Below are 18,236 nucleotides of genomic sequence, written 5' to 3' on the forward strand. Positions count from 1 at the left end.
TGTTGGCAGGTACAAGATTACCACCGGTTTCTTTTAAATGCTTGTTGAAAAATCCAAAACGTACCGGTTCACGATATCCGCGCTTCGTTCGCCGTCGATGTCGCCCGTCATGCCGAGCTGCTTCAAAAGTTTTGAATAAAGCTGCAAGTCCGCCAACACGCCAATACTCACAAATCCGGCTGCCGCCGCAAGCTTTCCCGGCATTTTTTGCTGAAACAGCATGACAAAAGACAGGAGTGTCAACACTTCGAAAGTTCTCATGAGTTTCTCCCTTATGTAAGATATTGGTCTTATACATAAACGAATGTGTGGTTTGATTGGTTGCAAAAATTCCTTGGCTGCATTTAGTGTAAATAAAAAAACCGCTGGAATACCCAGCGGCTACAGCTTATGACTTTGTGGGTCGAAATAAGCTAGTTCTCCTTTATCTGTTTTATGTGAGCAACAATTCGGTCTCTCTCCGTTTCTTCCAACGTGTAAATCCGCGGGGAGAGGGGGACATCAAATCCGGCGTGAGAGTGATAAAAGTCAAAGAGCAGCGTCCCGGCCGGCTGTTTTTGCTGATCGGAGATGACAACCCAAAACACACGTGAGCGGCAGTTGTCAGCTCCCCATTTTTCCATGGACTGTCTAAAGTTCAAGCCCTTTCCGATAAAAAAATCGCCTTTTCCCGCATTTTGAATCGTTGTAAAGCCGGACTGTTCGAGACTTTCAAATACAGGAGGCAGCAGGTGGTCCAGGTAGACCCCGTAAGTCGCGTCTTCCAATTCGGGAAACACCTTTAAAAGAGCTTCGCGATGATCGTCAAGCGTTTGTTTCCAATTTGCGGCGATATAGCCTTGCAACTGTTCGCTAATTTCTTTGATCGACATGCCGGGTCTGAAAAGAACCTTATTCATGAACAAAACCTCCTTTTAATCACTGCAAATCCAGTATATAACATTGTTGCAAATCATTGAGTCCTGCAATGAAAAAATTCGGTTTAAAATGGATCGTCAATATAAGAGCGAACCGGACCTCTGCCGCGGATAAAGGATTTTATCAATTGTAAAAAACGAAACGGCAATCATGATTTCCGCCGAGGTTGTCAGCAGAACGTCGTCCAGCAATTCGTCCGCGGTATAAATGGCGGCCCATAAACATCCGATCGTGATCATTTCAGCGGCAAAAACCGTGATCCGCCGATTGATGCCCAGCAGTTTCATACTGTGGATGAGCACCTTTTCAGCCGGTTCCAGGACAAAGGTCAGTCCGGTATAACAAAGCGTAAACAGCAGCAATGATCCGACTGTTTGGTAAAACGCGCCCGACAGATGAAACAGTATCGAAATGCCGAGAAAGTGGGCGAAAAAAACGAATATAACCGATATGCAGCAAATAATGAAATGTTTCATGACACAACTCCTTTAAAATATGTACACAAGCGCCAAAGGCCTGCAGGATATGTCTCCTGCAAGCCTGGCTGGTTATTTCTTATCAAATTTGACGACAGGATGCTTTTCTTTAGAGAGCATTTTTGTAAATTCGCTGCCGACGTCAAGGTGCTGGCGGACAAGCTCTTCCGGAACAAGCGCGAGCCATTGGTTTAACGAAACGTCAGCATAGTGGTCGTCTTTGAAAATTTCGAGGAACCGAAGCGGCTCATCTCCTGTATTTTGGACGTAGTGTCCCATTGCGAACGGCACATAGCCGACATCTCCGGCCTGGTAATTAAATGTTCTGGCATGCCCGTCGGCAGCGAAAACCGTCATTTTCGCTTGTCCGGAAATGTAATACTGCCATTCGTCTGTATTCGGATGCCAGTGCAGCTCCCGGATGCCTCCAGGTTCGACTTCCACTAACGCAGAAGCGATCGTTTTCGATGCTTTGAAGTTCGTGGAATCGGCAATCCATACTTTCCCTCCGCTGGATACAATCGGTTCCTGTTCAAGCAAATTGTAGCTGAAAGATAGAGGTACCGTTCCGTTCGGGCTTTCAACTTTGTCTTTCTCAAGACAGCCAGGGATCGCTTCTTGGAAAATATACTTTTCTTCAACTGGAAGAGAGGCGACGACGTCTTTTGAAATGCCGAAGTTTGCGGCAATCACCTCATCAGGCGTATGGGCCAGCCAATCTGTCACCTGGAAGGTGCTGTTTTCAGAGAAGGAGCCGTCATCGAAGACAAGCAGGAATTCGCATCCGTCTTCAAGTGCTTGAATTGAATGCGGCAGACCTGACGGGAAGTACCAGAGATCTCCTTCTTTCACATCTTCAATAAAGTTTCTGCCGTCTTGGTCAACAGACGTAATCCGTGCTTTTCCGTACAGCATATACGCCCATTCGGCTTCCTTATGCCAGTGCAGCTCCCTGATGGCCCCAGGTTTCAGCCTCATGTTGACAGAAGCAAGCTTGTCTGAAATCGGCAGCTCGCGAACTGTGACTTCCCGTGCATATCCGCCTTTTTCAAGACGGTTGTGGACATCGGAAAATGAAAATTTCATGTTTGGCACCGTTCCGTGGTCGGTTTCAGGCGGTACGAGCATGTCCGGGTTTTGGCGGTCGCGCTCAACGTTGTGCGGAATTTTCGTTTCCGCTCCTTTTTCTCCTCTGATCGGCTGTGGAATTTGTTTGTTTTTTTCCATGTGATATCCCCTCTTTCTAAAAATGTAAAGGAGAGCTGAAAGGCCTTTCGTTTTCCCCTTCTGTCATGTTAAGTGAAAAAAGTGAGGCCGATGTCAATCATCGGTTTCATTTTTTTCTTTGATCAGCTCGATCAGTTCATCGATTTTCTTTTCAAAACGAGTGAGCAAGTAAATTGCCAATACAGCTGGAAAGCCGACATTGCCGATTTGTTTCGCTGCTTCCTCAATGAATGCGCTGTCCATTCTTACCACCTCCTATGTTAAGAAGTGACGAAAGTTTGAAAAATGTAAGCAAAGAACTATTTTCTCTGAATGGGAACTTATGTTTGCATGTTAATAGAAGAGATGTGTTTACTTTTTTTTCATTTCTTTCATCTAAATAAATAGGAGGCGGTTTTTATGATTGATCAAACGTTACTGCGTGCGAAAATCAAGGAGATCACAAGGCATCCGCTTGTGAAGCATTTTTTGAGCAACCCAAGGTATGAGCGGCTTTTCAACCACGTGTTGGAACATCCGGATTCTGAAGAGGCAGAGTGTCTCGATCGTGAATTTAAGCGATTTTACAAAAACATCCGCATGATTAAATACATCAACTCGATGATCCGGATTTTCTCCGTCGACTTTGATAAAAGAGTCCGGAAAAACCGAGAGCGTTTTCCATTGATGATCGACGAAAGTCCGAATCTGCCCGAGCCGCCCCGAGGGGATCTGTTAGACGATGTCTTGGAACAGGAAGAGGAATTAAGCGAACACCTGCAAGACCCGATGCTTTATGAAGCGTTTTTGCAATTGACGGACAAGCAGAAAAAAGTGCTTGCACAAATTTATATTCATGGGGTATCCATGCAGGAAATTGCTGACTCTTTGGGAGAATCAAGGCAAAATATTTCAAAAATTCATAAAAGGGCACTCGAAAAGATAAGAGAGCTGCTGAATTCTAAAGCAGAGGGGAATGATAACAGTGAGTCTGCACGATGAAAAAGAGATTGAGAAATTGCTGGAAAATTTCACACCGATGATCAAAAGCAAATTAAACAACACATCCTATCAAGAGAGGGAGGATCTTGAACAGGAGCTGAAGATGAAGATTTGCGAAAAAGCGGAGATACTTTTATGCCAAGAGGTGCCTGGTTTTTGGGAGTTTATAACAGAATTACTGAAAGTCCTTTAATCTAAGCTGTTTTGCTTGCGTAAAGCCGCCGGAAGTGTTAAAATTTCTAACATTTGATTAATGGAATGTTCAAGCTGCTTCATTGAAATCATGGTGATGGTTTGTTTTAATATGAATGATGGTTTGATTATGTAAATGGACGGATATTCCATTTTCATCTTATAAAAACATGCATCAGATAGGTGGTAAAGTATCATGAAGAATCAATACCGAGTATTGTTGTATTATAAATATGTTCATATCGATAACCCTGAGCAATTTGCCGAAGATCACCTCAAGTTCTGCAAAGATTTGGGGCTGAAGGGGCGCATCCTTGTGGCGGGTGAAGGAATAAACGGAACCGTGTCAGGAACCATAGAGCAGACAGACCGCTATATGAGTGAAATGAAAAGCGATCCCCGCTTTGAAGATATGGTATTTAAAATCGATGAATCAGAAGGGCACGCTTTCAAAAAAATGCATGTCCGCCATCGCGATGAGCTGGTGACGCTCCGCCTGGAAGATGATATCGATCCGAACGAATTAACAGGAAAATACCTGGAGCCAAAAGAATTTTATGAGGCGATGCAGCAGGAAGATACGATTGTCGTCGACGCACGGAACGACTATGAGTACGATTTGGGACACTTCCGCGGCGCGGTCAGACCGGACATTAAAGCGTTCCGCGAATTGCCTGAATGGATCCGCGATAACAAAGAAAAGCTCGAAGGCAAGAAAATATTGACTTACTGCACGGGCGGTATCCGCTGCGAAAAATTTTCGGGATGGCTGAAAAAAGAAGGATTTGAAGACGTGTCCCAGCTTCACGGCGGGATTGTGACGTACGGAAAAGACCCTGAAGTTCAAGGTGAACTGTGGGACGGACAGTGCTATGTTTTCGATGAAAGAATCAGCGTTCCGGTCAACCAGAAAGAGCACGTCATCGTCGGCAAGGATTATTTCACCGGCGAGCCTTGCGAGCGCTATGTCAACTGCGCCAACCCTGAATGCAACAAGCAGATCATCTGCTCTGAAGAAAATGAGCACCGCTATTTGCGGGGCTGCACGCACGAGTGCCGGGTTCATCCGCGCAACTTGTATGTCAAAGAGCACGGCCTTTCAGAAGAAGAGGTGCAAGAGAGACTCGAAAAGCTGGAAGAAGAGGGGCATGCAGCGCAGTCATAAAAGTTGCAAACAAGAATATCATTTAAAAAATCGAAGATGCCGCGAGCATCTTCGAAGTGGCATTGCTCCTGCAAGGGAGTCGGCTTTGGTTTTGAATCCTGGAACGCCTTGATCTGAAAAATCGGGGTGTTCCTATTTTTTATTCGTGAAATGAAAGCAGAGTGAAAATATCGCAACGATCAGGATACCGAACGAAAGCATCAATTGAAGTGCGCTTTCTACTGCCATGCCTTTCCCTCCCTTCACCTGACGCTTTTGCTCCTGCCGCTAGTAAAAAAACGCAAAACCGGCAATCAATAGTAATATTGCTCCGCTGATCAGCGTGCCAAACTGCCCGACCGTAAAATGGCCAAAATGAATATGAGCCAGTTTGGAACCGCAGGCGGCACCTGCCCACACCGTCAGAAAACTTCCGGCGGCTGCCAAAACCGAAATCAGAAGCGGCGAATAGGCGAAGAGGCCAGCCCCGACTCCATTTGTAAGGGCATTTGCTGACAGTGCGATTCCGAGAAGGATCGATTCGAAAAAGCCAACGGTCTGTAGAGGCGAGCCAGTGCTTCCGTTTTCTTTCAAAGGGGAAGGTTTACGACGCGGAACGGCCAAAAGCATGATTCGCAGACCGATAACGGCCAATAAAACAGAACCTGCCAGAACGGGGAGAATCCCGGGTAAAACCGTTGATATCCAAAGTCCAAAGTGGATGCCGCACACGCTAAAGAGAAAACATATAAGTGAAATGACCACATTAGAAAAAAAGCTGATGCGAATTTGCCGAATCCCGTATGATAAACCGACCCCCAAATTGTCAACGCTTGATGAAACGGTTAAGCCTGCAATGATGATCCATGATGTCATGATGAGCAGCTCCTTTTTCCAGTAAGTTTGCTCTTACAGTATGTATCGTTGAGAAAAATGTGCCAGTACCATGAAAAAGCTCAACAAAAAAGCAAATTTCTCAACATATTCACATATCATGAGTTAAGAACCGTTGTGGAAAGGGGAGGGGAGATGGGACAGCCGAAAGAAAATCATATCGGACATCTGATTAAAGAGCTGCTAAAAAAGCGATCGCTTTCAATGCGAAAGCTCAGCAGCCTCTCCGGAATGGACGCCGCGACAATCTCGCGGATCGCTAACGGCAAGCAGCAACCTAAGCTTGTTCATCTAAAAGCTTTTTCCGAACATCTCGATATTTCACTTGATAAATTGATTGAAGCCTCGGGTTTTCAAGTTCATGGCAAAAAAGGACAAAACGGTACCGAGGTCCTTGGCTCTCTTGACGCCATGCTGGAAATGTTAGGGGCATCCAAGCTGTACGATCCCCAAGAGACGAGGCAGCGTATTGAACAGGAATTGAACAAATATGAGCAATATGCGCTGACAGAGGAAGGACACAGCATCATTTGTGAGGAATTCGACAACAAAGTAAGCCAGGTGAATGGAGCCGGACCGTTCATCAATCATTTGAAAAAAATGCACGACCGCTATTGTGACAATGCTACTTCTGAAAAAGACCGATCCGTTCTGGGGAGTGCGCTCCTGTATTTTATCCTGTCTGCGGACATTATTCCCGACTATACGTTTCCGATCGGCTACCTGGACGACGCCATCGCTGTTCACCTTGTATTGGACCGGCTGAATCATCGGGACGACACAGCATAATCCAATTTCCCCTGAATATTTGCCCGGCAACGTTCCATACTAACCAATATCAATATAAAAAGGCAGGTAGCAAAAGAGATGACAAAAACCCTTTACATTACCGCTCACCCGCATGACGAAAGGGCATCATACAGCATGGCGGCGGGGAAAGCTTTTATCGAATCTTACAAAGAAGCGCACCCGGATGATGAAGTGACACACCTTGATCTCTATCGGGAAAACATTCCGCAAATTGACGCGGACGTCTTCAGCGGCTGGGGAAAATTGCAGTCGGGATCGGGCTTTGAACAGCTTTCTGAACACGAAAAGGCAAAAGTCGGCCGTTTGAATGAGCTGAGCGAGCAATTTATCGCGGGAGACAAATACGTGTTTGTCACGCCGCTTTGGAATTTCTCTTTTCCGCCGGTGATGAAAGCGTACTTTGATGCGGTCGCTGTAGCGGGAAAGACGTTTAAATATACCGAGCAAGGACCGATCGGGCTGTTAACCGATAAAAAAGCCCTGCACATCCAGGCGAGAGGCGGCTACTATTCGGAAGGGCCGGCTGCGGAACTTGAGATGGGGCACCGCTATATCAGCATCATGATGCAGTTTTTCGGAGTGCCGGAATTTGAAGGTTTATTTATAGAAGGGCATAATGCAGAGCCGGATAAAGCCGAAGAAATTAAACGAAATGCAATTGCCCGGGCCAAAGAATTGGGCAGGACTTTTTGAAAAAACCGCGGATATGATCCGCGGTTTTGTTTTATTCGTTTAAGAACACCGTTTGATTCGTTTCGCTGCTTTTTTGCGCAGCTTCGATGATGCGGATGACGTCGCGTCCTTCTTCCGCCGTGACAGGCAGACTGCCGCCTTCAAGAATACTTGAAGCAAGCTGCTTGTAATAGGTTAAGTATGAACCGGGGAGCGTTTCCACGGTTTCCTTAATGACCTCGTCGCCTTCGACTGTGGCCAGTTCCCCGTAATATTCGGGTTGATCGGCTCCCCACTCATCGCCTGCAGGTTTTTGACCCGCTCTGAGTGCATCCTCCTGGCCGTCGATACCGTATTTGATAAAGCTTCCTTTTGAGCCGTGGATTTGGTAGCGGGGACCGTTGGCCGGAACAATCGAACCCGAGTGGAGAATCACTTGGCGCTGATCATAGTGGAGGACGACATGGAAGTAATCGTCTGTTTCCGCATTGGCTCTTTGAGCGGTCACTTGAGCGGTGACGCTGTTCGGCATGCCGAATAAATGAAGCGCCTGATCGATCAAGTGTGAACCCAAATCGTACAGTGCGCCTGAGCCCGGCCCTTTCTGCTCTCTCCAGCGCTGTCTGACATTCGGCCGGAACCGGTCGTAGGAGGCGTGGAATGTGTTGACCTCTCCGAGGCGCCCTTCTTTGATAAGCTGTTTGATCGTCAAAAAGTCGTTATCCCATCTTCGGTTGTGGTAGACGCTGAGAAGCACGCCTTTTTCTTTCGCGGCATTGATCAGTTTTTCCGCTTCTTCCGCCGTTGCCGTCATCGGTTTTTCAAGGACGACATGCTTTCCGGCGCGGATGCACTCTTTCGCCATTTCGTAATGAAGGCCGCTCGGCGTAGTCACGATGACGAGATCAATGTCCGGGTCATTTGTGATGTCTTCGATCGAGCTGACGGCTTCTGTTTCGGGGAGGTCTTGTTTGACTTGTTCTTTTCTTGAAGTCATCACCTTTCGAATCTCATAATCTTCTAACACAGATAATAAAGGCGCATGAAACACCGAACCTGACAAACCGTATCCTAATATCCCTGTGCAAACCTTGTTCACCATTCATTCTCCTCTCCCATGTTCGTTTTTAATATGTAATCAACACACCTTTATTTTACCCTGTTTGCCTATAGGAACAAACCTAAAGACCTTTTTCAACCGGGGAACGGAAGATTTTGTCACAATTTTGTTCAATTTGAAGAGGTGTCCGGTTATCGTTAAAAACAAAAAGAGGGGATTTTGAAAATGGAGCATGATTTGGGCGCTTTTATGAACAGGGATTTGGCTGTCGAGCCGGCATCAGCTGAAGGAAGCTTGAAAAATCTTTCGTTTGCGGTAAAGGATGTGTTTGCTGTAGAAGGCCATACAAATGCGGCGGGAAACCCTGATTGGCTGAGGACGCACGAACCTGCCGAAAAAAACGCGGAAGCCGTCGACTTGCTGCTGGGTGAAGGGGCAAGGCTTAAGGGTGCTGCACACACGGATGAGCTGATGTACAGCCTTGACGGAGAAAATGTCCATTATGGAACGCCTGTCAATCCTTGTGCAAAGGACAACATTCCTGGGGGATCTTCAAGCGGTTCGGCCGTGGCGGCAGCCTCCGGCATGGCCGATTTTGCTCTTGGGACAGACACCGGGGGTTCTGTCAGAATCCCTTCTTCCTACTGCGGAATTTTCGGATTTCGGCCGACGCACGGCGAGGTGCCGGTTGATGGTGTCATACCGCTGGCGAAAAGCTTTGACACCGTCGGATGGATGTCAAAAGATATCGGCGTTCTTCATGCTGCAGGCCGCGTCCTGCTTAGCGGACAGGAGGAGGCAGGGGCTTGTTTCAACCGGATTTATTTTGAAAAAGAGGCGTGGAGCCTGCTTGAAGAAAGCGACCGGACACAAGTATACGCTCATGCATTAAGCCTGATAGACGGCGAATTCGACTGGTGTGTTGCCGCTGACGGCGGCCTCGCGGAATGGGCGGAGATGTTCAGGGTGCTGCAGGCCCTGGATATTTGGGAGGAGCATGGAGCTTGGATCGAGCGCACAAATCCGGTGTTCAGCCCTGGAATCGCAGAAAGATTTGAATGGGCGTCAAGTCTTAGGAAAAGCGATCATGAGCATGTTTTTATGAAAAGAGAAGCGGTGAAAAGGAGACTGTCGGAATGGCTCGCGGAAGACGGCTTGCTCGTCACTCCAACTGCTCCCGGCACGCCGCCGCTCCGCGGGCTGCCGGAAAACGAATTACATGAGAGAAGGGCGCGCACAATGAAACTGACATGTATTGCCGGGCTTAGCGGGCTTCCGCAGATCACCGTTCCGCTACCGGCAAAAAACGGCAAGCCTTTGGGGCTTTCATTCATCGCCGGCCGTAAACAGGATCTGAAGCTTCTGGCTTGGACTGAAAAGCACGTGTTATCTCTTCAAGTATGAGGGAAGCATATGCTGCGGATCTTTTATGCTTTTTTGCTTGCTTCAATTATTGTTAACTGGTAAACTATTAAATAGTTAACCGGTTAACGATGATGGGAAGGACATGATGATCGTGGAAAACAAGACGTATGAGCAAGCATTTCAAGCCGTTCAGGATTTTATTCTCAAAAGAGAAAAGCGGGCTCAGCATGAACAGCAGACGCTCGTAAAGGAAGCTTTTCAAGAAGACGACAGCATCCGGAAGCATTGGACACTGACCCAGCTTCACATGATCTCGCTTATCAGCGAAAACGAGGCAGACGTCAACAACGCTTTCCTGGCAGCAAAACTTCAAATATCAAAAGCGGCAGTGACAAAAGCGGTCAATGTGCTCACAAAGCACGGGATGATCGAATCGCACAAAAAACCGAACAACAACAAAGAATTGTATTACACATTAACAGACGAGGGGAAGAAACTGGCCGACGTTCATGACAGGATGCACGAAATTGCAAAGCAGCGCTATATCGAGCTGTTTGATCGGTTTTCCGAATCCGAGCTGGAAACCGTCATCCGCTTTTTAAACGAATGGTCAAAACACATTTAATCAAGAGGAGCAGCGAATGAATAAAAGTGAAGCCCAACAGTTTTTAAGCAGCATGTATCAGGACATCTTGAGTGAAATGAAGACTGAAAAAATTCCCGATTATTTCAGCGAGAATTATGTTCAAGTAACCGACGGCAGTCAAATTGACCTTGTGCAGTTTAAAGATCACATGAGGACGCTGAAAAAGGTTGCCCGCACCATAACGGTGTCGCCCTTTCATGAGTTTTTGTTTGACGAGCGACTGCAAAGCGCAGCGGTCAGGTATACGGTCAATGTTGTCAAAACAAACGGAGACCGGGGGAGAATTGAAATCATCGCGATGTTTAAAATGAATGGTTTTAAAATCGTTCAATGCCACGAACTTTCACATGCGATCGAAGGTAAGGAGGATTTTGAAGAGCTGGCGAAGATCAGTGAGGCGGCAATTGAAAAAGCCTCCTCTCGGGAGGAGAAGGCTTTTTCACAAGATTAATGTTTGGTATCAAACTTGATATTGAGCGAGACGGGTCCGCGTGTGTAAAGGCCTGTCTCGCGGTAAACGAAGTCTTCCTCCAGCTGGATATTCTTCAGCTGATCCAGGACGATATTTGCGACAAGCTCGATTTCCGTCTTCGCAAACCCCGCTCCTACACAGTTGTGGACGCCTGAACCGAATGCGAGATGCCTGGCTGCGCCGCTGAATGCGCTTTTGACTTCCAGATCGCTGCGATGGATGTTGAACTCGTCTGGCTTCTCAAACGCTTCAGGATCGCGATTTGCCGCGCCTATCATGCAAAATACAGTCGTCCCTTCTTTGAGCTCGACTCCGCCGATCACCGCGTCTTGTGAAAGCTGGCGCGGAATGAGCTGCACCGGCGGCTTGTAGCGCAGCGTCTCTGCGATGGCCTGAGGCAGGAGCGTGCGGTCATCCAGCACATCATTCATTTGATCGGGGTGATGAAGCAAATGATAAATCATTAATGCGAGCGTCTTGTCCGCCGGTTCTGTGGCGGCAAGCAATATATTGAGAATCAGCGCGCGGATGTCCCGGTCAGACATCGCCACTCCCTCGTATTCGGAAGTGCAAAGGATGGATATTAAATCATGTCCGGGGTTTTTGCGCCTTTCCTCGATAATCGGATTCAAATATTCAGCGAGCTGTTCACTGCATTTGAGGGAATACTCCCGGTCCTCAGGCGCCTGATTCAAACTGGTAATGAAATCGGCGACGCCGCTGTGCCAGTTTCTCACTGTTTGGTGGTCGTTCTTGTCCAAACCTAAAATGTCCATCGTCACACAAACGGCGAACGTTTTGCCGAAATCATTAACAAGGTCGATCCGCCCTTTCTCCAGATGAGGAGCCAAAAGCCTTTGTGCATTGTCTTTAATGAGCGGCGTGAGGTGATCAAGGGATTCCCCGATAAAACGGCGCAGAACGATTCTCCTTTTCGCCGTGTGCTCTTTGCCTTTCATTTGGGCGAGCACAGGTCCGCGCATGACGGGCTCGGCCCGTTTGGCAAGCGATTTCGTTGTAAAGACGTCCTGATTCTGGAGCACGCGGCGCACATCCTGGTAGCGGCTGATAAAATAGCTGTCCAGCGATTCTTCATAATGGACGGGATCAGATTCCCGAAGGTATGAGAAATATTGATACGGATTCTCGTGATATTGTTCTGACAACACGCTGAATGTTTTTAGCGATTGATTCATACTCGTTCCTCCTGCATGCTTTTAGATTCCACACTTTCGTCCGATTCGGAAACCATAAGATATCCTTGATTCGGGCGCATTTTGACGGCAAATTCATGACGGGAGATCTGTTCGCCGAGCTTCCATGGACGGTGATAAGCAAGAAGCGTCTCTTCGACGCCTAAAATATCAGGGGCGGCGATGAAAAACGGAAGTTCAGCGATGACGTATTCAACAGCCAGCTCCAGCATGGCGGCGCTGACCTCCCGGACATCCATCCGAATGCCCCTGGCCCGTCCGAGGATCGCCGCATGCGACATCTCCAGGCAGGCTTTGCGAAAATGCGGCTGGTCAAAAAAGGCGTCTTCGACTTCCATCCGCAAACGCTGGTATACGGTCTGGTTCGCGAAATCGGAAAATGTATGGATGGCCTCGGGATTGCCGCCATGCGCTTCCAACGCCTTTTCAGCAAATCTCCGGTTCCGCGAGACTTCTTTCCTGACTTTCCGTTCGGCCTTCCCATTCGGGGTGCCAAGCGCTTCGAGAAGGTTGGCTGCTTCCTTTCCGGCTAAAAGCACGGATACATGGTGAAACTCACGGACGGCCCAGCCGATAAGCCGATGAATATAATCTTCGGAAAATCGGCTGTTAAACGGGCTGATGCCAACGAGAACATGGCGTCTGCGTTTTAGTATTTCATTGCAGTTTCGGGTAAGAGTTTCAGTTTTGAATGGCCGGTGTTTGCTCTCCATTGTAAGTTCTGTCATTGATTTCCTCCTTAACGGACATAGAATGACTTCTTTTGCAATCAATGATGGATACGTGCGGTTTATCGAGCTGGGAATAGGCTGGTCTCAACTTCACGATGAATCGAGAAGAATACAGCGATGGTGCGGGTCATGATGAAGGGGTATCGCATTTGTTCAATTGTTAAAGCAGAGCAAGAGTTTGAGCTCAAAATCAGGCAAGGTACAGCATGAAAGTTTACTAGTAAACAATAGTCATTTTATCCCTAACTTTTCCAGTTGTCAACACAAATCAAATTCAAAATATGAAAATATTCGTAACGTTTTTTGCAAATCTGAGGAATTTTGATCAGGATGAACCTTTTTTAAAGGCGTTTTTTGAGTAAAGGAACCCGATAAGTAAAAAATATGTAAAAAACTTTAAAGCTGCAGTAAGAAATGTCCGTTGACATTGATAAAGGGGTCATCTACAATTAATATTGTTAACTGGTAAACGATATTAAAGAGATTGTTAACGAATAAACAAAAACAAGGCAGGCGGTTTGACATGAGACCAATGAAATTAAATGCTTCTTTCATTATGTATTTTGTGTGTATCAGCGCCTTTTTCGCATCGTTGAATCAAAATATTTATTCACCCATCATTCCGTTAATCAGAGATTCGTTTCACGTTTCCGTATCGATGGTCAACCTGTCCGTCTCGCTGTTCATCTTCATTACAGCTGTGATGCAGATCATTGTCGGCTCAATTGTCGATTTTAAAGGAGCGAGGTTTGTGATGATGGCGAGCATGATCGTAACGGTCATTGCCACAATCGGCTGCGCCGTCGCCCGGGACTTTGGCCTGTTTCTTTTTTTCAGGGTGCTGCAGGCTTTAGGGACGGCAGCGCTTCCATTAATTGCGGCAACCACAATCGGTTCTCTGTTCCAGGGAACGAAGCGGGGCAGTGCGATGGGGACTTATCAAATGCTGCTTTCCCTTGCACCGGCAGCGGCGCCTATTCTCGGCGGTTTTATCGGGGAACGTTATAATTATCCGGGGATTTTTTGGTTTTTGACGGTATTGTCTGTTCTTTTGCTTTTCGGAAATGCGTTTTGCTTTCCGCAGAGCCATGCGGAGAAAAAGACCAATCTCAGCGCGGGCAGCCTGTTGTCGCATTATAAGGACATTTTCAAAAACAGGACGGGAAATGCCGTTTTGATATTAAGCTATCTTCTTTTCTTTATTTATTTTTCAGTGATCGTATATTTGCCGATTTTGCTGACCGATCATTATCACCTTGATCTGCAGATCGTCGGCTTGCTGTATTTGCCGATAGCCGTCAGCACGGTTGCCGGCAGCGTGCTGTTTAAGTGGATACAAAAGAAATTGTCGCTCAGACGCCTGTTTCTGATCGGCAATCTGACCGCCGCGGGCAGCGTCGTCTGTTTTGGCTTTACCCACTCGTTTTCACTTTTCGCCATGTCGGCGGCCCTCGTTCTTTTCGGCGTTACGATGGGGCTGATCCCGCCGCTATTCTCCACGATGATGGCAAATGAATTTGAGGAGAACCGCGGCAGTGCGATGGGCATGTTTAATTTTATCAGGTATACGGGAATGGCCTGCGGTCCCGTTATATCAGGCGTGTTATTAGGAATGTCATCTTCTGTTTTCGTTTTCGGCTGTTTCGGCATCGTCTATGCCGCGGCCGCCCTTTTGATGATCACGGTCATGCGGAAAGCAGCTCAGACAAAGACGCTGCAAGAACCAAACAAAAAAGCTGCCAGGTCTTAAAGCCGGGCAGCTTTTTTTTATTACAGATCCGTTCTCCACATTTCTTCTTTCACTTGTCTTTTCTCAGACACAAAGGCGAACAACGTCAGCGTCATTCCGCACATGGTCATAAGCGCACCGCCTGTGGCAAGGTATGTGTAGGACTCTGATGCATTAAGAATGAGTCCGCCGATCCATGCGCCGAGCGCGTTGGCCAAGTTAAATGCAGCGATGCTGACAGAGGTGGCGATCGTTGTTCCGTGTTCAGACGCAGCCACGACCTTTGTTTGCAAAAGGGGCACCGTTCCGAAAGCGCCGGCTCCGAATAAAAACGTCACGATGATGGCGCCGGCAGGGTGTCCGCTGACAAAAGGGAAGGCCGCAAGGATTGCCATGAGCGCGATCATCAATCCGATCATAGAGCGGGTTAACAGGTGAAACGGCACCTTTCCGGCGTAGAAATTGCCGACGACTCCGCCAAATCCGTAGGCGAAAAGGGCGGCTGTAATGCCGAGGCTGCCGAAACCGGCAGAATGCCGCAGCATCGGTTCAATAAACGTGTAGGCGATGAATACGCCTGAATACCCGAAAATCGTGATAGCAAAAGAGAAAAGAACTTGTTTATTTTTAAACACATCCCATTCATGGATCAATTTAGGGACGACTTTCGGTTTTCTGTGCGGCACCGTCAGCCAAATGCCGGCGAGGCCGATCAATCCGAGGCATGCGATCATCAGAAAGACGATCCGCCAGTTGAAAAGGTCGCCTAAATAAGAACCGAACGGAACGCCGAGCATCAGGGCGATGGTCAAGCCGCCGTTCATTGAAGCGGCAGCGGCGGCCCGCTTTTCGGGCGGTACCATTTCGCTGACGAACACCATCGTCGTTGCAAAAAATGCGCCATGAATGGAAGCGGATAGGATTCTTGAGATCAACAAAACGGTGAAGTTCGGCGCCAGGAAACTGAGCGCATTCGACAGTACAAACACACTCATCAAGCCGAGCAATACCGGTTTTCGCGGCATTTTTACCGACAATATGGTGACGATCGGCCCCGTCAGACAAACGCTTCCCGCATATGCCGTTACCAATAAGCCGGTAGACGAAATCGGAACAGAGAGATCCTTTGAAATGGAAGTCAATATACCCATAACGACATACTCTGTAAAGCCGATGGAAAATGTGCAAATCATAAAAATTGCGATGATCAGTTTGACTGGTGCGTGCAGTGTTTTATTCATCCTGACCCCTCCTTTTAAAAAACATGAGTTTATATATTAAAAGATTAAAAGCCGATTTTCAACCGTTTGTTGCGGATCAATATGTTCCCCAAACGGTATGCCGGCGGGACAAAAAGCGCCATCAACATGATGCCAGCGCTTTCTTAAAATCTGACATTTTATTTTCAAAATCAAAGGTTAAAACATTCCACATTCCTGACCCCGACGGCCGCCTGCTGTTGGGGGTTTTTTATTTATAGACCGATTGAAACAGCTCTATCATAAAATGGTTTCTAAAAAAGCGCTTACAAAACAAAACAAAATATGTTACTCTTTAAACAAACATATTCAAAAATAAACAAACAAAAACGGAGTGATACGTATGGTGGAATATTTATGGTCAGAAACTGAGGCTGCATCGCTGCTTCCGGGTCTTGACGAACTCGTCTACCGTTCCAACCTGATCGGCTCTGACCGCTCGGTCTGCAACTGGGGCGGGGGAAACACATCGATGAAAACGACGGAAAAGGATTTCAGGGGCAGGGACATCGAGGTGATGTGGGTGAAAGGCAGCGGCTCGGACTTGGCGACGATGTCAGCGGGTCAATTTACCGGGCTGAGGCTCGATGATATTCGTCCGCTGATGGAACGGAGCAGTATGACCGATGAAGAAATGACGGCATATTTGTCCCATTGCATGATGGACGGAAAGCACCCGCGGCCGTCGATCGAAACGCTTCTTCATGCTTTTTTGCCGTTTCCGCATGTCGATCACACCCACCCCGATGCGATTATCAGCATCTGCTGCGCTGATAATGGAAAAGAGATCGCAGAGGAGATATTCGGCAGCCGCTTTGTATGGGTGCCTTATGTCAGACCGGGCTTCGCTTTATCGAAGATGATAGCAGAAGGTGTGAAAAACAACCCGAATGCAGAGCTTGTTTTAATGGAGAAGCATGGGCTCGTCACGTGGGGGGAAACGGCGAAAGAAAGCTATGATCAGACGATTGCCGTGATTCGCGAAGCGGAAGCATACATTAAAAGCCGTTCAGAAGATCATCAGCCGTTTGGCGGACAGATGGTCGAGCCGCTTGCACCGGAGGAGCGGAAACGGATTTTAGCCGATATCTTGCCGATTATCCGCGGCGCTGTCAGCGGAGAGAAACGCATGCTGCTCACCTGGTGCGATGCTGACGATGTACTCGAATTCACGAACAGCAGGCGCGCTCCGTCGCTTTCACAGGTCGGCGCCGCTTGTCCGGATCACCTTGTGCATACAAAGCGGACGCCTGCCTATATTCCGTGGAATCCCGCTGAACAGGACACAGAGAAGCTGGCCGAACGGATCAAAACCGAGATTGCTAGGTTTAAAGAATCGTATGCCGCCTATTTTCAACGAAACCGGCGTGAAGGAGACGAGATGTTTGAACCGGCGCCGCGCGTGATGCTAATCCCGGGAATCGGCATGGTGGCAGCAGGTAAAAGCCTGGCGATGGCAAAGGTCAGCCGAGATTTATACCGGCGGGCGATTGCTGTCATGAAGGGAACGGAAGTCCTTGGAAACTTTGTATCTCTAAATGAGGAAGAATCCTACAATGTCGAATATTGGCCGCTTGAGCTTTATAAATTAACGCTTGCTCCGCCGGAAGCCGAATTTTCACGCAAGATCGCATTTGTGACGGGAGGAGCGGGCGGAATCGGCAGCGAGACCTGCCGCCGCCTTGCTTCAGAAGGTGCGCATGTTGTGGTTGCTGACATTAATATAGAAGGTGCAGAAAAAACAGCCGCAGAGATTAATGAACAATACGGTGCGGAACGGGCTTCCGCCGTCCGCATGGATGTGACAAAAGAAGAGGACGTTCAGGCGGCCTTCGAGGAAATCGTCCTTAAATACGGCGGGATCGATATTCTCGTCAACAACGCGGGGCTTGCGACATCCAGCCCGCTTGATGAAACGACGCTCGAAGAATGGAATTTGAATATGAATGTACTTGGAACAGGATATTTTCTCGTCGCCAGAGAAGCTTTTAAGCAAATGAAAAGACAGGGGTCAGGCGGCAGCATGGTGTTTGTCGGCTCGAAAAATTCCGTTTATGCAGGCAAAAATGCTTCGGCATACAGCTCTGCAAAAGCGCTTGAGGTTCATTTGGCGAGATGCATCGCCGCTGAAGGCGGACCGTACGGAATCCGCGCGAATTCAGTGCTTCCGGATGCGGTGCTTCAAGGGTCGGCCATCTGGGACTCCAAGTGGCGCGAAGAAAGAGCCGCCGCCTACGGGATTGAACCCGACCGGCTTGAAGAGCATTACCGCAAACGTACGACTCTTTCCGTCAACATTTATCCCGCCGACATCGCCGAAGCGATCGCTTATTTCGCTTCAGAAAAAACGGCAAAAACGACGGGATGCATGTTGACGGTTGACGGGGGAGTGCCGGCCGCATTTTCAAGGTAATTGGAAAGGAGCGGCTTCGGCCGCCCTTTCAGA

21 protein-coding genes are annotated in these 18,236 nt (G+C 47.9%); 10 read left to right on the top strand and 11 right to left on the bottom strand.

Going from position 1 to position 18,236, the window contains the following annotated elements; translation table 11 throughout:
* Positions 1-33 precede the first annotated feature (33 nt).
* The 5 genes from ACVC9U_RS01110 to ACVC9U_RS01130 form a co-directional block, all read right to left on the bottom strand.
* Positions 34-261 (bottom strand): hypothetical protein, encoded by a 228-nt coding sequence (locus ACVC9U_RS01110; RefSeq protein ID WP_003185298.1) that lies wholly within the window; start codon positions 259-261, stop codon positions 34-36.
* A 152-nt stretch (positions 262-413) separates the two neighbouring features.
* A complete protein-coding gene (locus tag ACVC9U_RS01115) occupies positions 414-899 on the bottom strand; it encodes a DUF6022 family protein (RefSeq protein WP_069500775.1) in 486 nt (161 codons plus the stop codon).
* 96 nt (positions 900-995) lie between these two features.
* Complete coding sequence (locus ACVC9U_RS01120; RefSeq protein WP_003185294.1) at positions 996-1,394, bottom strand: YrvL family regulatory protein; 399 nt, start codon at positions 1,392-1,394, stop codon at positions 996-998.
* 72 nt (positions 1,395-1,466) lie between these two features.
* Positions 1,467-2,621: an oxalate decarboxylase family bicupin gene (locus ACVC9U_RS01125; RefSeq protein WP_003185292.1), complete on the bottom strand. Its 1,155-nt coding sequence runs from the start codon at positions 2,619-2,621 to the stop codon at positions 1,467-1,469.
* A gap of 93 nt (positions 2,622-2,714) precedes the next feature.
* Positions 2,715-2,864, bottom strand: coding sequence for a YvrJ family protein (locus ACVC9U_RS01130; RefSeq protein ID WP_003185290.1), 150 nt, complete (start codon positions 2,862-2,864; stop codon positions 2,715-2,717).
* A 156-nt stretch (positions 2,865-3,020) separates the two neighbouring features.
* Between ACVC9U_RS01130 and ACVC9U_RS01135 the strand changes: the two genes are divergently transcribed.
* The 3 genes from ACVC9U_RS01135 (at position 3,021) to trhO (ending at position 4,959) form a co-directional block, all read left to right on the top strand.
* Positions 3,021-3,602: a sigma-70 family RNA polymerase sigma factor gene (locus tag ACVC9U_RS01135; protein ID WP_003185288.1), complete on the top strand. Its 582-nt coding sequence runs from the start codon at positions 3,021-3,023 to the stop codon at positions 3,600-3,602.
* On the top strand, positions 3,577-3,795 hold the full coding sequence (gene rsoA, locus ACVC9U_RS01140; protein ID WP_164972524.1) for a sigma-O factor regulator RsoA: 219 nt from the start codon (positions 3,577-3,579) through the stop codon (positions 3,793-3,795). The genes ACVC9U_RS01135 and rsoA overlap by 26 nt, the downstream gene beginning before the upstream one ends.
* A gap of 195 nt (positions 3,796-3,990) precedes the next feature.
* A complete protein-coding gene (trhO, locus tag ACVC9U_RS01145) occupies positions 3,991-4,959 on the top strand; it encodes an oxygen-dependent tRNA uridine(34) hydroxylase TrhO (protein ID WP_441390043.1) in 969 nt (322 codons plus the stop codon).
* A 132-nt stretch (positions 4,960-5,091) separates the two neighbouring features.
* Here the strand turns inward: trhO and ACVC9U_RS01150 are convergent, their stop codons facing one another.
* Together ACVC9U_RS01150 and ACVC9U_RS01155 are read right to left on the bottom strand one after the other, a co-directional pair.
* Positions 5,092-5,187, bottom strand: coding sequence for a putative holin-like toxin (locus ACVC9U_RS01150; protein ID WP_222426460.1), 96 nt, complete (start codon positions 5,185-5,187; stop codon positions 5,092-5,094).
* A 39-nt stretch (positions 5,188-5,226) separates the two neighbouring features.
* Positions 5,227-5,814 carry a manganese efflux pump gene (locus tag ACVC9U_RS01155; protein ID WP_441390044.1) on the bottom strand — a complete coding sequence of 196 codons (588 nt, stop codon included), beginning with the start codon at positions 5,812-5,814 and terminating at the stop codon, positions 5,227-5,229.
* A 153-nt stretch (positions 5,815-5,967) separates the two neighbouring features.
* Here ACVC9U_RS01155 and ACVC9U_RS01160 point away from each other — a divergent pair, with 153 nt between their 5' ends.
* On the top strand, positions 5,968-6,621 hold the full coding sequence (locus ACVC9U_RS01160) for a helix-turn-helix domain-containing protein (RefSeq protein ID WP_075751401.1): 654 nt from the start codon (positions 5,968-5,970) through the stop codon (positions 6,619-6,621).
* 78 nt (positions 6,622-6,699) lie between these two features.
* Positions 6,700-7,335, top strand: a complete 636-nt coding sequence (locus tag ACVC9U_RS01165) for an FMN-dependent NADH-azoreductase (RefSeq protein WP_059232005.1) — start codon at positions 6,700-6,702, stop codon at positions 7,333-7,335.
* A gap of 31 nt (positions 7,336-7,366) precedes the next feature.
* Here the strand turns inward: ACVC9U_RS01165 and ACVC9U_RS01170 are convergent, their stop codons facing one another.
* Entirely contained in the window at positions 7,367-8,416 is a 1,050-nt protein-coding gene (locus ACVC9U_RS01170; RefSeq protein WP_075751400.1) for an oxidoreductase, read from the bottom strand.
* 183 nt (positions 8,417-8,599) lie between these two features.
* On the opposite strand from ACVC9U_RS01170, the gene ACVC9U_RS01175 reads away from it, so the two are divergent.
* The 3 genes from ACVC9U_RS01175 to ACVC9U_RS01185 all read left to right on the top strand — a co-directional run bounded on the left by ACVC9U_RS01175 (position 8,600) and on the right by ACVC9U_RS01185 (position 10,836).
* The gene (locus tag ACVC9U_RS01175) at positions 8,600-9,778 is read left to right on the top strand and encodes an amidase (RefSeq protein ID WP_075751399.1); all 1,179 of its coding nucleotides are present in this window, start codon (positions 8,600-8,602) and stop codon (positions 9,776-9,778) included.
* A 106-nt stretch (positions 9,779-9,884) separates the two neighbouring features.
* Entirely contained in the window at positions 9,885-10,364 is a 480-nt protein-coding gene (locus tag ACVC9U_RS01180) for a MarR family transcriptional regulator (protein WP_154495591.1), read from the top strand.
* A gap of 16 nt (positions 10,365-10,380) precedes the next feature.
* Positions 10,381-10,836: a radical SAM protein gene (locus ACVC9U_RS01185; protein WP_075751398.1), complete on the top strand. Its 456-nt coding sequence runs from the start codon at positions 10,381-10,383 to the stop codon at positions 10,834-10,836.
* Here ACVC9U_RS01185 and ACVC9U_RS01190 read toward each other — a convergent pair.
* A complete protein-coding gene (locus tag ACVC9U_RS01190) occupies positions 10,833-12,053 on the bottom strand; it encodes a cytochrome P450, cyclodipeptide synthase-associated (RefSeq protein WP_075751397.1) in 1,221 nt (406 codons plus the stop codon). The two genes, ACVC9U_RS01185 and ACVC9U_RS01190, sit on opposite strands and share 4 nt — an antisense overlap.
* Complete coding sequence (locus ACVC9U_RS01195; RefSeq protein ID WP_075751396.1) at positions 12,050-12,799, bottom strand: tRNA-dependent cyclodipeptide synthase; 750 nt, start codon at positions 12,797-12,799, stop codon at positions 12,050-12,052. The genes ACVC9U_RS01190 and ACVC9U_RS01195 overlap by 4 nt, the downstream gene beginning before the upstream one ends.
* Before the next feature lie 526 nt (positions 12,800-13,325).
* On the opposite strand from ACVC9U_RS01195, the gene ACVC9U_RS01200 reads away from it, so the two are divergent.
* Positions 13,326-14,552: an MFS transporter gene (locus tag ACVC9U_RS01200; RefSeq protein ID WP_075751395.1), complete on the top strand. Its 1,227-nt coding sequence runs from the start codon at positions 13,326-13,328 to the stop codon at positions 14,550-14,552.
* A 20-nt stretch (positions 14,553-14,572) separates the two neighbouring features.
* Here the strand turns inward: ACVC9U_RS01200 and ACVC9U_RS01205 are convergent, their stop codons facing one another.
* Positions 14,573-15,772, bottom strand: a complete 1,200-nt coding sequence (locus ACVC9U_RS01205) for an MFS transporter (protein WP_441390045.1) — start codon at positions 15,770-15,772, stop codon at positions 14,573-14,575.
* 361 nt (positions 15,773-16,133) lie between these two features.
* On the opposite strand from ACVC9U_RS01205, the gene ACVC9U_RS01210 reads away from it, so the two are divergent.
* Positions 16,134-18,203 carry a bifunctional aldolase/short-chain dehydrogenase gene (locus ACVC9U_RS01210; protein ID WP_075751392.1) on the top strand — a complete coding sequence of 690 codons (2,070 nt, stop codon included), beginning with the start codon at positions 16,134-16,136 and terminating at the stop codon, positions 18,201-18,203.
* Positions 18,204-18,236: the final 33 nt, after the last annotated feature.

The sequence above is a fragment of the Bacillus sp. GM2 genome, from assembly GCF_056155945.1.

Coding starts and splice junctions, on each gene's coding strand:
- ACVC9U_RS01110 (WP_003185298.1), bottom strand. CDS start 261: ATGAGAACTTTCGAAGTGTTGACACTCCTGTCTTTTGTCATGCTGTTT.
- ACVC9U_RS01115 (WP_069500775.1), bottom strand. CDS start 899: ATGAATAAGGTTCTTTTCAGACCCGGCATGTCGATCAAAGAAATTAGC.
- ACVC9U_RS01120 (WP_003185294.1), bottom strand. CDS start 1,394: ATGAAACATTTCATTATTTGCTGCATATCGGTTATATTCGTTTTTTTC.
- ACVC9U_RS01125 (WP_003185292.1), bottom strand. CDS start 2,621: ATGGAAAAAAACAAACAAATTCCACAGCCGATCAGAGGAGAAAAAGGA.
- ACVC9U_RS01130 (WP_003185290.1), bottom strand. CDS start 2,864: ATGGACAGCGCATTCATTGAGGAAGCAGCGAAACAAATCGGCAATGTC.
- ACVC9U_RS01135 (WP_003185288.1), top strand. CDS start 3,021: ATGATTGATCAAACGTTACTGCGTGCGAAAATCAAGGAGATCACAAGG.
- rsoA (WP_164972524.1), top strand. CDS start 3,577: ATGATAACAGTGAGTCTGCACGATGAAAAAGAGATTGAGAAATTGCTG.
- trhO (WP_441390043.1), top strand. CDS start 3,991: ATGAAGAATCAATACCGAGTATTGTTGTATTATAAATATGTTCATATC.
- ACVC9U_RS01150 (WP_222426460.1), bottom strand. CDS start 5,187: ATGGCAGTAGAAAGCGCACTTCAATTGATGCTTTCGTTCGGTATCCTG.
- ACVC9U_RS01155 (WP_441390044.1), bottom strand. CDS start 5,814: ATGACATCATGGATCATCATTGCAGGCTTAACCGTTTCATCAAGCGTT.
- ACVC9U_RS01160 (WP_075751401.1), top strand. CDS start 5,968: ATGGGACAGCCGAAAGAAAATCATATCGGACATCTGATTAAAGAGCTG.
- ACVC9U_RS01165 (WP_059232005.1), top strand. CDS start 6,700: ATGACAAAAACCCTTTACATTACCGCTCACCCGCATGACGAAAGGGCA.
- ACVC9U_RS01170 (WP_075751400.1), bottom strand. CDS start 8,416: ATGGTGAACAAGGTTTGCACAGGGATATTAGGATACGGTTTGTCAGGT.
- ACVC9U_RS01175 (WP_075751399.1), top strand. CDS start 8,600: ATGGAGCATGATTTGGGCGCTTTTATGAACAGGGATTTGGCTGTCGAG.
- ACVC9U_RS01180 (WP_154495591.1), top strand. CDS start 9,885: ATGATCGTGGAAAACAAGACGTATGAGCAAGCATTTCAAGCCGTTCAG.
- ACVC9U_RS01185 (WP_075751398.1), top strand. CDS start 10,381: ATGAATAAAAGTGAAGCCCAACAGTTTTTAAGCAGCATGTATCAGGAC.
- ACVC9U_RS01190 (WP_075751397.1), bottom strand. CDS start 12,053: ATGAATCAATCGCTAAAAACATTCAGCGTGTTGTCAGAACAATATCAC.
- ACVC9U_RS01195 (WP_075751396.1), bottom strand. CDS start 12,799: ATGACAGAACTTACAATGGAGAGCAAACACCGGCCATTCAAAACTGAA.
- ACVC9U_RS01200 (WP_075751395.1), top strand. CDS start 13,326: ATGAGACCAATGAAATTAAATGCTTCTTTCATTATGTATTTTGTGTGT.
- ACVC9U_RS01205 (WP_441390045.1), bottom strand. CDS start 15,772: ATGAATAAAACACTGCACGCACCAGTCAAACTGATCATCGCAATTTTT.
- ACVC9U_RS01210 (WP_075751392.1), top strand. CDS start 16,134: ATGGTGGAATATTTATGGTCAGAAACTGAGGCTGCATCGCTGCTTCCG.